This window comes from Isoptericola jiangsuensis, from assembly GCF_048320105.1.
In the GTDB taxonomy this organism is placed as follows: Bacteria; Actinomycetota; Actinomycetes; order Actinomycetales; family Cellulomonadaceae; genus Isoptericola; species Isoptericola jiangsuensis_A.
On record NZ_CP182942.1, the window covers coordinates 1,816,375 to 1,830,734 of the forward strand.

13 protein-coding genes are annotated in these 14,360 nt (G+C 75.3%); all 13 read right to left on the bottom strand.

The genetic code is table 11. The features are described 5' to 3' along the window. Window positions 1-4 precede the first annotated feature (4 nt). Window positions 5-1,228, bottom strand: a complete 1,224-nt coding sequence (locus ACNHYB_RS08585) for a hypothetical protein (protein ID WP_418274931.1) — start codon at window positions 1,226-1,228, stop codon at window positions 5-7. A 119-nt stretch (window positions 1,229-1,347) separates the two neighbouring features. Then, entirely contained in the window at window positions 1,348-2,064 is a 717-nt protein-coding gene (locus ACNHYB_RS08590) for a ThuA domain-containing protein (RefSeq protein WP_418274932.1), read from the bottom strand. Between the two features lie 37 nt (window positions 2,065-2,101). Beyond that, a complete protein-coding gene (locus ACNHYB_RS08595; protein ID WP_418274933.1) occupies window positions 2,102-2,716 on the bottom strand; it encodes a thymidine kinase in 615 nt (204 codons plus the stop codon). 65 nt (window positions 2,717-2,781) lie between these two features. Beyond that, window positions 2,782-3,423 (bottom strand): 3-oxoacid CoA-transferase subunit B, encoded by a 642-nt coding sequence (locus tag ACNHYB_RS08600; protein ID WP_418274934.1) that lies wholly within the window; start codon window positions 3,421-3,423, stop codon window positions 2,782-2,784. Further along, on the bottom strand, window positions 3,420-4,163 hold the full coding sequence (locus tag ACNHYB_RS08605; RefSeq protein ID WP_418274935.1) for a CoA transferase subunit A: 744 nt from the start codon (window positions 4,161-4,163) through the stop codon (window positions 3,420-3,422). Before ACNHYB_RS08605 ends, ACNHYB_RS08600 begins: the two co-directional genes overlap by 4 nt. Further along, entirely contained in the window at window positions 4,160-5,002 is an 843-nt protein-coding gene (locus ACNHYB_RS08610; protein WP_418274936.1) for an HpcH/HpaI aldolase/citrate lyase family protein, read from the bottom strand. The genes ACNHYB_RS08605 and ACNHYB_RS08610 overlap by 4 nt, the downstream gene beginning before the upstream one ends. Beyond that, window positions 4,999-5,562 carry a MaoC family dehydratase gene (locus tag ACNHYB_RS08615; protein WP_418274937.1) on the bottom strand — a complete coding sequence of 188 codons (564 nt, stop codon included), beginning with the start codon at window positions 5,560-5,562 and terminating at the stop codon, window positions 4,999-5,001. Before ACNHYB_RS08615 ends, ACNHYB_RS08610 begins: the two co-directional genes overlap by 4 nt. Next, window positions 5,559-6,773 (bottom strand): acyl-CoA dehydrogenase family protein, encoded by a 1,215-nt coding sequence (locus ACNHYB_RS08620; protein WP_418274938.1) that lies wholly within the window; start codon window positions 6,771-6,773, stop codon window positions 5,559-5,561. Before ACNHYB_RS08620 ends, ACNHYB_RS08615 begins: the two co-directional genes overlap by 4 nt. Then, window positions 6,770-8,920, bottom strand: a complete 2,151-nt coding sequence (locus ACNHYB_RS08625; protein ID WP_418274939.1) for a biotin carboxylase N-terminal domain-containing protein — start codon at window positions 8,918-8,920, stop codon at window positions 6,770-6,772. The genes ACNHYB_RS08620 and ACNHYB_RS08625 overlap by 4 nt, the downstream gene beginning before the upstream one ends. A 5-nt stretch (window positions 8,921-8,925) precedes the next feature. Continuing rightward, complete coding sequence (locus ACNHYB_RS08630) at window positions 8,926-10,533, bottom strand: carboxyl transferase domain-containing protein (RefSeq protein WP_418274940.1); 1,608 nt, start codon at window positions 10,531-10,533, stop codon at window positions 8,926-8,928. Continuing rightward, window positions 10,530-11,753: a dihydrolipoamide acetyltransferase family protein gene (locus tag ACNHYB_RS08635; RefSeq protein WP_418274941.1), complete on the bottom strand. Its 1,224-nt coding sequence runs from the start codon at window positions 11,751-11,753 to the stop codon at window positions 10,530-10,532. Before ACNHYB_RS08635 ends, ACNHYB_RS08630 begins: the two co-directional genes overlap by 4 nt. Beyond that, a complete protein-coding gene (locus tag ACNHYB_RS08640) occupies window positions 11,750-12,838 on the bottom strand; it encodes an alpha-ketoacid dehydrogenase subunit beta (RefSeq protein WP_418274942.1) in 1,089 nt (362 codons plus the stop codon). Before ACNHYB_RS08640 ends, ACNHYB_RS08635 begins: the two co-directional genes overlap by 4 nt. Next, window positions 12,835-14,112 (bottom strand): pyruvate dehydrogenase (acetyl-transferring) E1 component subunit alpha, encoded by a 1,278-nt coding sequence (gene pdhA, locus ACNHYB_RS08645; protein WP_418274943.1) that lies wholly within the window; start codon window positions 14,110-14,112, stop codon window positions 12,835-12,837. The genes ACNHYB_RS08640 and pdhA overlap by 4 nt, the downstream gene beginning before the upstream one ends. Between the last annotated feature and the right edge of the window lie 248 nt (window positions 14,113-14,360).

Below are 14,360 nucleotides of genomic sequence, written 5' to 3' on the forward strand. Positions count from 1 at the left end.
CCGGTCAGAGGATCTGACCGCGACGCACGAGCCGGTGCGCCGCCAGGGCGCTGGCCGCGACACCGACACCTGCGACGGGCAGGATCAGCCAGTCCGAGGCGGTCACCCCGGCGTGGTCCAGGAGAGCCCCGTCGGTGGCGACGACGCCCACCCCCAGCACCAGCAGCACCAGCGACACCAGCCCCGCGAGTGCCGCGACGGTGAGCTGGACCCAGCGCGGACCGATCGGCAGGCCCGAGTCGGCGCCCCGGCGGGACTCGTCCCACAGGACACGCCACGGGCCGGCCGGCTCGGCGACCTCGGCGGGCGCGGTGCTGGTCCCGTCGAGCACGTCGAGCGTGGCCGCCGGGATGCCGAGCACCTCGACGAGCCGCGCCAACGGGTCGCCGGTGCGGGTCCGGGCCCGCAGGAGCGCGCGCAGCGCCGGCAGGTCGACCTCGCCGCCCACACGCCGTGCCAGCACCTCGGCGACGGCGTCTCGCGCCGGCCAGTCCTCGTCGGCGGACCTCCGCCAGCCGTCGTCCCAGCTCCCCTGCGCGATGACGTGGTCACGGTGCACGAGCTCGAAGCCGGCGGCCGCGCCGTCGCCGCGCCACAGCTGCAGGACGACGGCACGGCGGCTCCCCGCGGCGGCGGTGGCCAGCGTGACGACCTGCTGCACTCCCGGGTCGCCCGCGTCGAGCACGGTCCAGCGCTCACCGACAGGAGTGATCTCGACGCCGCTGCCTCCGCCCGCGGTGAGGCGCGCGGCGATCCTGCTGTCGGAGGGGTGGCCACGGTGGACGGTGACCGCGCGGGTGCGCACGGGGTCGAGCACCGGCACCTCGAAGTGCTCCTCGAGCAGGTCCGTGAGGTGCTCGGCGCGGCGGACGTCGGCCATCGCGGGCGCCAGGCCCGGGCGGGCGTCGACACCGAAGAACGCGCACAGGTCCGTGGACAGGTCGTCGCGCGCCCTCGTCGACGGCGGCTGCGGATCCGCGGACAGGTGCAACGGCCACACCGCGTCACGGTCGACGCCGTCGCGGCTGAGATGCAGCACGACGTGCCCCTCGTCGGGCTCGTCCCACACCGCGACGAGGTCCACGGCACCGGTCAGCGCACGGATCGGTTCGTCACCGGTGCACCAGACGGCGGTGAGGCCGGTGGCGGACGTCGGGCCGACGTCGGCGTCCACCGGGCCGAGGGCGGAGACGACGTCGTCCTGCGACGCCCGAGCGAGGATGAGCACGCCGTCACAGTAGGGCCTGTGGGGTTGTGCACACCATGGGTCGACGAACCGGAAACTTGTTCAGAGGTGGGTCAGGTGGGCGTCGTCCCCGCCGCCGCGGGCCGGACACCCTGCCCGTGTCAGGTGAGCAGCCAGACGGCGATCCGGCCCAGCAGCAGCCGGTACGACGGCGAGTCGTAGGCGCGCACGTCGTGGCCGAGCCCGGTGTAGACGGTGCGCCCGCCGTGCTCGTCCGTGGCCCACACGGCCGGGTGCTGCTCGCCGTCGTCGTCGCTGACCCAGCCCAGGACCTGCGACGACGGCGCGACGCGCAGCAGGCAGTAGCGCTCGTCCTGCAGCACGACGGGCTCGGTGCCGACCACGACGGGGTGCCCGCCCGTCGCGAGCGTCAACGACACCTCCCCGAACGGCGGGTGGTAGGAGGCGCCGTCGACCCAGCGGCCGCCCAGGATCTCCTCCCACTCCGGCGCGTCACCGAAGGTGTTCGCCGCCTGGTGGACGGCGAGGATGCGCCCGCCCTCGCGCGCCCAGGTCGCCAGCCGCCCGTGCAGCGGAGCCCACTCGTCGTCGCCCGGGCCGATCCCCGCCTCGAGGAACCCCGGCCACGCCGTGCCGGCGTTGACGACCAGCAGGTCGACGTCGTCCAGGTCGTCCAGCGCGTGCGGGAACACGGACCGCACCTCGACGCGGGTGCCTCGACCGCCGACCTCCAGCTCGGCCAGCAGCCCGGCGAGCCGGTGGCTGGTGGCGGCGTGGTCGTGCCACGGGTCCTCGTAGCGGCCGCGGCCGGCCAGGACGAGGATGCGGTGCGGGTCGGGCTGCGTCGTCGAAGTCACGGACCGATCCTGCCACGACGCACGGAGCGGACGCCGGTCAGTCCTCGCGCAGCCCGGCGGTGGCTCGCGGGACGCCGGGCGACCCGGTGACGATGGCGGTCTCGGGCAGCACGAAGCAGCGCCGGCACAGCGCCTCGTAGGTGAAGGTGCCGTCGTCGGGCAGCGGCTCCGAGGCGCCGAGCGGCTCGAGGAACGGGATGCCGGCGGCGAGCACCTGCGTGAACGCGGCGTTGAGGTCCTGGCAGCGGTCGCACACGGCACGGCGGTAGCGCACCTCGCTCGGCCCGAGCTCCAGCAGCGCCCGGATCGTGGCGAACAGCTCGCCCCGGTGGTCGAGGTCGATCCCGCACGCCAGCACCCGGGTCCCCCGCAGCACCAGCTCCTCGACGACGCGCACGTCCGTCGGGGTGAACATGTGGACCTCGTCGATCGCGACGACGTCCTCCTCGGTGTGCAGCAACGGTTCGAGGGTGTCGAGCTTCATCGTGGGCACGGACGCGCCGGTGCGCGACACGATCCGGGCGTCGCGCACGTGCCGCGCGGACTGCACGACGGCGCAGGTGAGCCGCGAGTACGCCAACGGGGCGACCTGGGCGATGAGGTCGAGCGACTTGCCCGACTTCATCGGGCCGAGCACCAGGGACAGCTCCACCGGCGCACCTCCCCCGTCCGCGGGCGGGCCCGGCGCCCGCCGCACAGCACCCTAGTCCCGCGCGCTCACCCGTCGAGGTCGACGCCCAGCGGCACGGGGGTGACCTCGCGCACGTCGTCGACGCCGACGCCCGGCGCGAGGCGGCGCAGCACGAGGCCGTCGGTCGTGACGTCGAGGACGGCACGGTCGGTGACGACCCGGTCGACGACGCCCTGACCGGTCAGCGGCAGCGTGCACGCGGCGCGCAGCTTGGGCGAGCCGTCGCGGGCCACGTGGTCCATCAGCACGACGATCCGTCGCGCCCCGACGACGAGGTCCATCGCCCCGCCCATGCCCTTGACGAGCTTGCCCGGCACGGTCCAGCTCGCCAGGTCACCCGAGGCGGAGACCTGCAGGGCGCCGAGGATCGCGAGGTCGACGTGGCCTCCGCGGATCATCGCGAAGGACGCCGCGGCGTCGAAGAAGCTCGCGCCGGGCAGCGCCGTGACGGTCTGCTTGCCGGCGTTGACCAGGTCGGCGTCCTCGGTGCCGGCCTGAGGGAACGGGCCGATGCCGAGCAGGCCGTTCTCGCTCTGCAGGGTGATCGACACCCCGGGCGGCACGTGGTTCGCCACGAGGGTGGGGATGCCGATGCCGAGGTTGACGTAGTCGCCGTCGCTCAGCTCGGCGGCGGCGAGCGCCGCCATCTCGTCGCGGGTCCAGGTCATGACGCGACTCCCGTCACGGCCGGGGTGCCGCCGTCGCTCGGCTCGGCGCCGGCCCGCACCGTGCGCTGCTCGATCGGCTTCTCGCGGTCCCGGGCCACGACGAGCCGGTGGGTGTAGATCCCGGGCGTGACGACGACGTCGGGGTCGAGCGGGGTGTCGCTCAGGTGCTCGGTCTCGACGACGCAGTGGCGACCAGCGGCGGCGACCAGCGGGTTGAAGTTGCGGGCGGTGTACCGGTAGACGAGGTTGCCGTAGGTGTCGGCGCGGTGGGCGTGGACGAGGGCGAGGTCGGCGCGGATGGCGCGCTCCTGGACGCAGTCGCGTCCGTCGAACGTCTCCACGGGCTTGCCCTGCGCGACGGGCGTGCCGACACCCGTGGGTGTCCAGAAGGCGGGGATGCCCGCCCCGCCGGCGCGCAGCCGCTCGGCCAGGGTGCCCTGCGGCACGAACTCGACCTCCAGGTCGCCGTCGAGGTAGCGCTGCGCGAACAGCCTGTTCTCCCCCACGTAGGAGGCCAGGACCTTGCCGACCTGGTCGTTCTCCAGCAGCAGGCCGAGCCCTCGACCGTCCACCCCGAGGTTGTTGGACACGATCGTCAGGTCGCGCACCCCGGAGTCCCGCACCGCCTCGATGAGGTCGAACGGGTTGCCGCACAGCCCGAACCCGCCGACGGCGATCGTCAGGCCGTCGTGCAGGAGCCCGTCGAGCGCGGCGCGGGCGTCGGTGACGATCTCGGTCATGTCGGGTCCTCTCCGCAACGGTCGGCGCGCGCCAGCACGGTGCGGGCGTGGGCGAGCAGGGGGGCGTCGACCATGCGTCCGCCGTGGCGGACCGCTCCGGCCCCGGACGCCGCGGCCAGCAGGGCGCGAGCCCGGTCGACCTCGGTGCGGGACGGGGCGTAGGCGGCGCGCACCACGGGCACCTGGTCGGGGTGCACGCACAGGGTGGCGGCGAACCCGGACGCTGCGGCGTCCGTGGCCTCGGCCCGCAGGCCGGCGTCGTCGTGCAGGTCGAGGTGCACGGCGTCGATCGCGGCCTTGCCGGCCGCACGGGCGGCGAGCAGGACGGCGGTGCGGGCGTGCCGTGCCACGTCACGGTAGGTGCCGTCCGGGTGCCGGCTGGAGGTGCCGCCGAGGGAGGCGACGAGGTCCTCGGCACCCCAGGCGAGGGCGACGACGTCGGGGCGGGCCGCGAGCGCCGACGCGGCCAGGACGCCGGCGGCCGTCTCGCACAGGGCGACGACGGCGTACGGGACGCCGTCGTGGCGCAGCAGGGGTCCGACGAACCGGCCGTCCGCCTTGGGCAGCACGAGCGTGGTGTAGGCGGTGTCGGCCAGGGCGTCGAGGTCGGCACCGTGGTGCGGGGTACCGGGGGCGTTCACCCGCACCACGGTGCGTCGGGGGTCGAGCGGGTTGGCTCGCAGGGACCGGCGGGCGGTGTCCTTGTCGTCGGCGCCGACGCCGTCCTCCAGGTCGATGACGACGACGTCGGCGCGTGCGGCGGCCTTGGCGTACCGGTCGGGGCGGTCGGCGGGGCAGAACAGCAGCGCCGGCCCGGCCTCGAACGGTGCCGGGGTCATGGCGTGCTCCCGTCGCCGCCGTGTTCGCCGTGTTCGCGGGTCGCCTGCTCGTGTCCCTCGCGCGTCCAGACCAGGACGGTGCGTACCGCGACCGCGACGACGTCGTCGTCGGCGTTGGTGCCCACGTGCTCGAGGGTGACGATCCCGGTGCCGGGGCGCGAGCGCGAGGGCCGCTTGTCGCGGACCGTCGTCGCGCCGTACAGGGTGTCGCCGTGGAACACCGGTGCGGGGAACCGGACGTCGCTGAACCCGAGGTTGGCGACGATGGTGTCACGGGTCAGGTGCGCCACGGACAGCCCGACCAGGGTGGCCAGCGTGAGCATGGAGTTCGTCAGGGGGCGGCCGAACGGCTGGCGGGCCGCCCACGCGAAGTCGAGGTGCAGCGCCTGCGGGTTCATGGTGACGGACGTGAAGAGCACGTCGTCGGCCTCGGTGAGGGTGCGCCCGGGCCGGTGGACGTAGCGGACGTCCTCGCGGAGCTCGTCGTAGTAGAGGCCGCGCTGCACGACCTCCTCCCGCGGCGTGCCGCGCGAGCGGTCCGTGCCGTCGTGGGTGGTCATCGTGTCCGGCCCCCTGCCCGTCCGTGCAGGAGGTCGCGGGCCAGGATCATCAGCTGCACCTCGGTGGTGCCCTCGCCGACCTCGAGCACCTTGGAGTCCCGGTAGTGCCGGGCGACGGCGTTCTCGTTGAGGAACCCGTACCCGCCGAAGATCTGGCAGGCGTCCCGGGCGTTCGCCATGGCCGCCTCGGCGGCGGTCAGCTTCGCCACGGACGCCTCCGCCTTGAAGGACAGGCCATGGGTCTGCTTGAGCGCGGCGTCGAGCCAGCACAGCCGGGCGGCGTGCACCCGGGCCTGCATGCGGGCGATCATGAAGGCGACGTGCTGGTTCTGCCCGATGGCGTGCCCGAACACCTCCCGCTCGCCGGCGTACCGTACGGCCTCCTCCAGGCAGCCCTGGGCCGCGCCCGTGGCGAGGGCGGCGAAGGCGATGCGTCCCTCGTCGAGCGCGCGCAGGAAGTTCGCGTACCCGCGTCCCTGCTCGCCCAGCAGGTTCGCGGCCGGCACGCGCACGCCCTGCAGGGTGAGCGGGTGGGTGTCGGAGGTGTGCCAGCCGACCTTGTCGTAGGCCTCGTGGACCGTGAGCCCGGGTGTGCCCGCCGGGACGAGGAAGGACGACAGCTCGTTGTGCACCACCCCGTCGTCGTCGGTCCGCCGGCCCGTCACCGCGGTGACGGTCACGACCGAGGTGATGGGCGTGCCCGAGTTGGTGATGAACTGCTTGGACCCGTCGATCACCCACTCGCCGTCGTCGTCACCCGTCCGCTCCAGGCGGGCCGTGGTGCGCGTCGCCCCGGCGTCCGACCCGGCGCCCGCCTCCGTCAGCCCGAACGCGGCCAGCGCCCGCCCCGCCATGAGGTCGGGCAGCCAGCGTTCGCGCTGCTCGGGGGTGCCGTGCCGGTAGATCGGCATGATGCCGAGCCCGACGCCGGCCTCCAGGGTGACGGCGATCGACTGGTCGACCCGGGCGAGGGCCTCCACGGCCAGGCACAGGGACACGTAGTCCTCGCCCTGCCCGCCGACGTCCCGCGGGAACGGCAGCCCGAACAGCCCGAGCTCGCCCATCTGCGCGATGATCTCCAGCGGCAGGCGCCGCTCGGTGTCGTAGCGGTAGGCGGCGGGCGCCACGACCTCGTCGGCGAACTCCCGGACGGTGGCGCTGAGCTTGCGCTGGGCGTCGGTGAGGGCGGTGGCAGAGGTGTCGGCGATCATGGCGCTCCTTCGGGTTCGACGACGGCGACCACCTGGTCGAGGCGGACCTGGTCGCCCGGGTGCACGGCGAGCCGCAGGGTCCCTGCGGTCGGCGCGGTGAGCGGGTGCTCCATCTTCATGGCCTCCACGACCACGACGGCGGCTCCTGCCTCGACGGGTACGCCGTCGGCGTGCGGCGTCGCGGCGACGGTGCCGGGCATCTGGGCGCGGATCTCGACGGGACCCGCAGGTGCGGGCCGGCCGGGCGCACCGCCGTCCGCGGCGGCCGCGAGCGCCCGCGCGGCGCGGCGACGGGCGGCCGCCGCGGGACGGTCCAGGATCGTGAACACCGCCGTGCGACCCGCCACGGCCACCCAGGCGGCGTCACCGTCGCGCAGGGCGGTCACGTGCACCGTGCCGGAGGCTGACGTCAGCGACCATCGGTGCGTGCCCGTGGGCCGCACGGTGAACCGGTCGGCGGGGCCGACGACGTGGGTGTCACCGTCGGCCGTGACGCTCACCTCGACGACGTCCCCGCCGGGCGCCCGCAGGGCCACGGACTGCGGGGCGGGCGGCCCGTTGAGACGCCAGCCGTCCGCGGCCCACGGGTCGGCCGGGACCGCCGCGGGGACGAGCGCCCCCGCCGCGAGCAGCGCCGCCGCGACCACCACCCCCTCCTCGCGCCGAGCATGCCCTGGCGGCCCGTCCGGCCCGCCGGACGGGCCGCCAGGGCATGCTCGATCGTCGTCAGGGCATGTTCGGCGGTCGGGGGTGGAGGGCCGCGTCGACGACGGGACGCGGTCCGCGACGAACCGGTCCACCAGGCCCGTGTCGAGCAGGCCGGCACGGACGTCGTCGTCGGCCAGCAGGTCCCGCAGGAACGCACCGTTCGTCTCCACACCGAGCACCACGACCCGGCCCAGCAGCCCGTCGAGGCGGGCGAGCGCCTGGGCGCGGTCGACGCCGTGCGCGACCGCCTTGGCCACCAGCGGGTCGTAGTCACCGCTGACGACGTCACCGGTCCCGATCCCGGCGTCCAGGCGCACCGGCACCGTCGACGTCCCCGGGCCGGGACCCGCCGCGGCACCCCCGTCGTCGAACCACAGCACCCGTCCCGCCGACGGCAGGAACCCGCGCTGCGGGGACTCCGCGTACACGCGGGCCTCGATCGCGTGCCCGGTGACCCGCACGTCCCCCTGGCCGAACCACAGCGGCTCGCCCGCCGCGACCCGCAGCTGCGCCTCCACCAGGTCCAGCCCGGTGACCATCTCGGTGACCGGGTGCTCCACCTGGAGCCGCGTGTTCATCTCGATGAACGCGAAGTCCGTCGGGTCGCCCGCGGGCACGAGGAACTCGACCGTGCCGACCCCGACGTACCCCACGGACCGCGCCACCTCGCACGCTGCCGCCCCGAGCCGGGCCCGGGTGGCGTCGTCCAGGGCGGGCGAGGGAGCCTCCTCGACGATCTTCTGGTGGCGGCGCTGCAGGGTGCACTCCCGCTCCCCCAGGTGCACGACCGTCCCGTGGGAGTCGGCCAGCACCTGCACCTCGACGTGCCGAGGGGAGTCCACCAGCCGCTCCAGCAGCAGACCGTCGTCACCGAAAGCGGCCGCCGCGACCCGGCGCGCCGAGGCGAGCGCGGCCGGCAGGTCGGCACCCTGGCGCACGACCTCCATCCCCTTGCCGCCACCCCCGGCCACCGGCTTGACCAGCAGCGGGAACCCGACGTCACCGGCCGCGGCCACCAGGGCGGCGTCGTCGAGCGCGGCGTCCAGGGTGCCCGCCAGGACGGGCACGTCGTGCTTCGCGACGAGCCGCTTCGCCGCGACCTTGTCCGCCATCGTCTCCACGGCCTCGACCGGCGGCCCCACGAACACCAGCCCCGACGCCGCGCACGCCCGCGCCAGCGCCGGGTTCTCCGACAGGAACCCGTACCCGGGGTGGATCGCCTCGGCGCCCGCGGCGAGCGCGGCCGCCACGACGGCGTCCACGTCCAGGTATCCCCCGGCGGGCCCCAGCGGCACCGCCACGTCCGCCTCGCGCACGTGCCGCGCCCCGGCGTCGACGTCGGTGTGCACCGCCACGGACCGCACCCCGAGCCGACGCAGCGTCCCCGTCACCCGGCAGGCGATCTCGCCGCGGTTCGCCACCAGCACCGTCCCGAACACCGCCCTCACATCCGGAAGAGCGCGGCGGCGCGCTCCGGCAGAGGGGTGCGCGCGCACACCGCGAGCGCCATGCCGAGCACACGGCGGGTGTCGGGCGGGTCGAGGATGCCGTCGTCCCACAGCCGGGACGTCGCGTGGTAGGCCTCGCCCGCCGCCTCGTAGGTGTCGCGGATCCGCGTGCGGAACTCCGCCTCGTCGTCCGCGGCCCAGTCCTGGCCGCGCGCGTCCGCCTGGTCGCGGCGCACGGTCGCCAGCACCGACGCGGCCTGCTCCGGACCCATGACGGACACCCGGGCCCCCGGCCAGGTCCACAGGAACCGTGGCGAGTACGCCCGCCCGCACATCGCGTAGTTGCCCGCCCCGAACGACCCACCGACGACGACCGTCAGCTTCGGCACCCGCGCGGTGGCTACCGCCGTGACCATCTTCGCGCCGTCCTTCGCGATGCCGCCCGCCTCCGCGTCCGAGCCGACCATGAACCCCGACACGTTCTGCAGGAACAGCAGCGGGATGCCGCGCTGGTCGCACAGCTCCACGAAGTGCGCGCCCTTGAGCGCCGACTCGCGCAGCAGCACCCCGTGGTTGGCGACCACCCCCACCGGGTGGCCGCAGATCCGCGCGAACCCGCACACCAGGGTCGTGCCGTACTGCGCCTTGAACTCCGCCAGCTCGCTGCCGTCCACGATCCGGCCGATCACCTCGCGCGGGTCGTACGGCCGGGCCACGTCCACCGGCACCGCCGAGTACAGGCCCTGCGGGTCCAGCAGCGGCTCGCGCGACGGCGCCACCTCCCACACGGGCGCCGGGTCCGGCGGCAGGGTCGCCACGATGCCGCGCAGCAGGTCCAGCGCGTGCTCGTCGTCGTCGGCCAGATGGTCCACCACACCGGAACGACGCGCGTGCAGCTCGCCCCCGCCCAGCTCCTCGGCGGTCACCACCTCCCCGATCGCCGCGCGCACCAGCGGTGGGCCCCCCAGGAAGATCGTGCCCTGACCACGCACGATCACCGTCTCGTCGCTCATCGCCGGCACGTACGCCCCGCCCGCCGTGCACGAGCCCAGCACCGCCGACAGCTGCGGGACCCCCGCGGCCGACAGCCGCGCCTGCTGGAAGAAGATCCGCCCGAAGTGGTCCCGGTCCGGGAACACCTCGTCCTGCCGCGGCAGGAACGCCCCGCCGGAGTCCACCAGGTAGACGCACGGCAGACGGTTCTCCGCCGCGACCTCCTGGGCACGCAGGTGCTTCTTGACCGTCAACGGGTGATAGGTGCCGCCCTTGACCGTCGGGTCGTTCGCCACGACCATCACCGCCCGGCCCGCCACCCGGCCGATCCCCGCGATCACCCCCGCAGCCGGCCACGCGCCGTCGTCCTCACCCCACGCCGCCAGCGGCGCGATCTCCAGGAACGGGCTGCCCGCGTCCAGCAGCCGCGCCACCCGGTCACGGGGCAGCAGCTTGCCGCGGGCCGTGTGGCGCTCGCGGGCGACGTCGGTGCCGCCGCGGGCGACGACGGCGGTGCGGTCGCGGAGGCGGGCGGCGAGCGTCCGCTGGGCGGCCTCGTCGGCCCGGGCGGCGTCGCTGCGCGGGTCGACGGCGGTGGTCAGCACGCTCATGGCCGCCCCGGCCCGTCGGGGTGCGGTCCGACGACGAGCGCCGGTGCCGGGTCGGTGAGCACGGCGCCCAGGTCGGCCAGGAAACGCGCCCCCTGCTCGCCGTCGACGACACGGTGGTCGAACGTGAGGCTGAGCGTGACCACCTGCCGCAGCGCGACCTCGCCGCGGTGCTCCCACGGCCTGGCGGCGGCACGGCCGATCCCGAGGATCGCCGACTCGCCCGGGTTGAGCAGCGGACTGCCCGCGTCGACGCCGAACACCCCCACGTTGGTCAGGGTGAGGGTGCCGCTGCGCAACCGGTCGGGTGCGGTGCGGCCGGCGCGGGCCGTGCCGACCAGCTCGGTCAGTGCGCGAGCCAGGCCCAGGAGCGAGAGCGTGTCGGCGTCGGCGACGTGCGGCACCACGAGGCCTCGCTCGGTGGCGACCGCGATCCCGAGGTCGACGTGCTCGGCGCGTTCGAGCTGCGGGCCGTCGTCGGACTCCACCCACCGGGTCGCGAGCGCCGGGTGTGCGGGCAGCAGGGTGCAGGTGGCGTGGGCGACGAGCGTGAGCAGGGTGAGGCGCTCGCCCCGGGCGTGCGGGCGAGCCCGCTCCAGCAGGTCCAGGGCGGCGGTGACGTCGCACGTCAGGTGCACGGTGGCCTGCGGGATCGCGGCGCTGGCCACCATCGCGGCGGCGGTGCGCGCCCGGACGCCGCGCACGGGTTCGCGCGTCACGGCACCGCCGGGCTCGCCGCCCGCGGGGCGCCGGGTGCCCGACGGCGTCGCCGGCGCCTCGACCTTCGCGCGCGGACGCCGGGTCGGGCGCCCCGCTCGGGCCGGACGTGCGCCGTAGCCGACGAGGTTCGCCCCGGGGCCGGCCGGGTCGGCGTCGGCCGGGTCGGCGTCGGCCGGCTCAGCGTCGGCCGGGTCGGAGTCGGCCGGGTCGGCGTCGACGACCTCGGGGTCAGGGTCCGCGTCCGCGTCCGGGGCAGCGCCGTCGTCGCTGTCGACGGTGATGAGCGGCTCGCCGACGTGCACCACCGTGCCCTCCTCGGCGTGCAGGCTACGCACGGTGCCGGCGTAGGGCGAGGGCAGGTCCACGAGCGCCTTGGCGGTCTCCACCTCCGCGATGACCTGGTTCACCACGACGACGTCCCCGGCGGCGACCTGCCACTCGACGATCTCCGACTCGGTCAGCCCCTCGCCGAGGTCGGGGAGGCGGAACACCTGCGCGGTCATGCGGCCACGTCCGTCCCGGACCCGGCAGGCACCCCGGGGCGCGCCGCAGCAGGCACGGGCACCGGCCGGGACGGCGGCGCCGTCGGCACGGGCACGTCGAGGGGGATCCTGCCGAGCACCTGGTCCAGGCCGTGGCACACCCGGTCCAGGTCGGGCACCTGGTGGGCCTCGAGCCGCGCCGGGGGGTACGGGACGTCGTGCCCGGTGACGCGCAGCGGCGGCGCGACGAGGTCCGGGAAGCACGTCTCGGTCACCACCGCGCAGACGTCCGCGCCCACACCGGCCTGCCGGGCGCCCTCGTGCACCACCAGCAGCCGCCCGGTGCGCCGCACCGAGGCCGTCACCGTGACCACGTCCCAGGGCGACAGCGACCGCAGGTCGACCACCTCGACCGAGGTGCCGTCGTCGGACATCGCCTCGGCGGCGTCCAGCGCGGTGGCGACGTGCGAGCCCCAGGTGACCACGGTGACGTCGTCGCCGGGGCGGACCACCCGCGCGGCCGACATCGGCGCGGCGTCCGCGAGGTCCACCACCTCCACGGGACCCTTGACGTGGTAGAGCCGCTTCGGCTCGAAGAAGATCACCGGGTCGTCGCACGCGACGGCCTGCCGCAGCACCGTGCAGGCGTCCTGCGGGTTCGACACGGACACCACCCGCAGCCCGGCGGTGTGCACGTAGTACGCCTCCGGGGACTCCGAGTGGTGCTCGGCGGCGCCGATCCCGCCCGCCACCGGGATGCGCACCGTGATCGGCATCCGCACCCGCCCGCCGGTGCGGGCGTGGATCCGCGCGACCTGGTTGACGATCTGGTCGAACGCGGGCGCCGCGAACCCGTCGAACTGGATCTCCACCACGGGCCGCAGCCCCCGCCAAGCCATCCCCACGGCCGTGCCGAGGATCCCCGACTCGGCGAGCGGGGTGTCGACCACGCGGTACGGCCCGAACTCCCGCTGCAGGTGGTCGGTCACACGGAACACGCCACCCAGCCGCCCGATGTCCTCGCCCAGCAGCACCACGCGCGGGTCGTCGAGCAGCGCCCGGCGCAGCCCGGTGTTCAGCGCGGCCGCCGTCGTCAGCTCCGTCACCGGGCCCACCCCCCACCGGTCGCGTCGGCGTCGTCGAACCCGGCGAGGTAGCGCCCGTAGGTCGCCCGCTCCGCGCTCAGGGTGGCGTGCGGCTCGGCGTAGACGGCGTCGAAGACGGCGGACCAGCCCGGGTCCTCGACCCGGGTGATCCCGGCGCGCAGCTCGGCCGCCACCGCGTCGCACGTCTCCTCCACCGCGAGCGCCGCCGCCGCGTCGAGCACGCCCTGGTCGCGCAGGTACCTCTCCAGGCGGTCCACGGGGTCCTGGGCACGCCACGCGGCCAGGTCCTCGCCCGAGCGGTAGCGCGTCGGGTCGTCCGCCGTGGTGTGCGGGCCCATCCGGTAGGTGACGGCCTCGATGAGGGTCGGGCCGCCGCCGGTGCGCGCCCGGTGCAGCGCATCCCTCGTCACCGCCAGGGTCGCCAGGACGTCGTTGCCGTCGACCCGCACCCCCGCGATCCCGTACCCGCGGGCCCGCTCCACCAGCGGCACCTTCGACTGCAGGGCCACCGGCTCCGAGATCGCCCACTGGTTGTTCTGGCAGAAGAACACCACGGGCGCCGACCAGGTCGCCGCGAACGTCATCGCCTCGTGCACGTCCCCCTGGCTGGTCGCCCCGTCACCGAAGTACGTCACGACCGCGGGTGACGGCTCCGCCTCGTCGTCGGTGTCCACACCGCCGGTGGCGGCCTCCATGAGCAGGCCGACGGCGTACCCCACCGCGTGCAGCGTCTGGGCGCCGATGATGACCTGCATGGGCGCCGTCCGGGCCGTGTACGGGTCCCACCCGGAACCCACGACGCCGCGCCACACCCGCAGCAGGTCGGTCGGTGCGATCCCGCGCACCAGCGCGACGGCGTGCTCGCGGTAGCTGGAGAACACGAAGTCGCCGGAGCCGAGGGCGTGCGCGGAACCCACCTGGGCTGCCTCCTGACCGAGCAGCGGCGGCCACAGGCCGATCTGTCCCTGCCGCTGCAGGGCCGTCGCCTCCGTGTCGACCCGGCGCGCCACGACCATGTCGGTGTAGAGCTGCCGCAGCATCGCGTCGTCGACGTCCGCGAGCCAGCGGTCCAGGTCGGCGACCGCTCCGCGCGTGCCGTCCGGGGCGAGGAGGCGGGCGGGCTCCTGGTCGCTGCGAGGCCCGTCACGCCGGACGTCCCCGTGCTGCGTGCCGTCGTGCTGGGCCCCGTCGTGCTGGACCCCGTCGTGCTGGGCCGCGTCGTGCCACGCCGGGGGCACGTGGTCCCGGGCGCCGCCGTGGGCGGCGCTCTCCACCGAGGCATCGAGTCCCGCTCGTGACAGGCCCGGTCTCGGATCCGTGGTGCTGGGCATGGTGGCCTCACCTCGTCTCGAGAAGCGGCGCTCGCCGTCGAACGCCGCTGTGGCGAACGTAACGCCGCCGGGTCACACCGCACCACCGACGTCGGCGCCGCTGTGCAGGGTGCTCGACGACGCCCCGCCCGAGGCGGCAGGGTGCACGCTCGCCACCGCCTCGCGGGGCAGGACGCCCCCGACGACGTCGG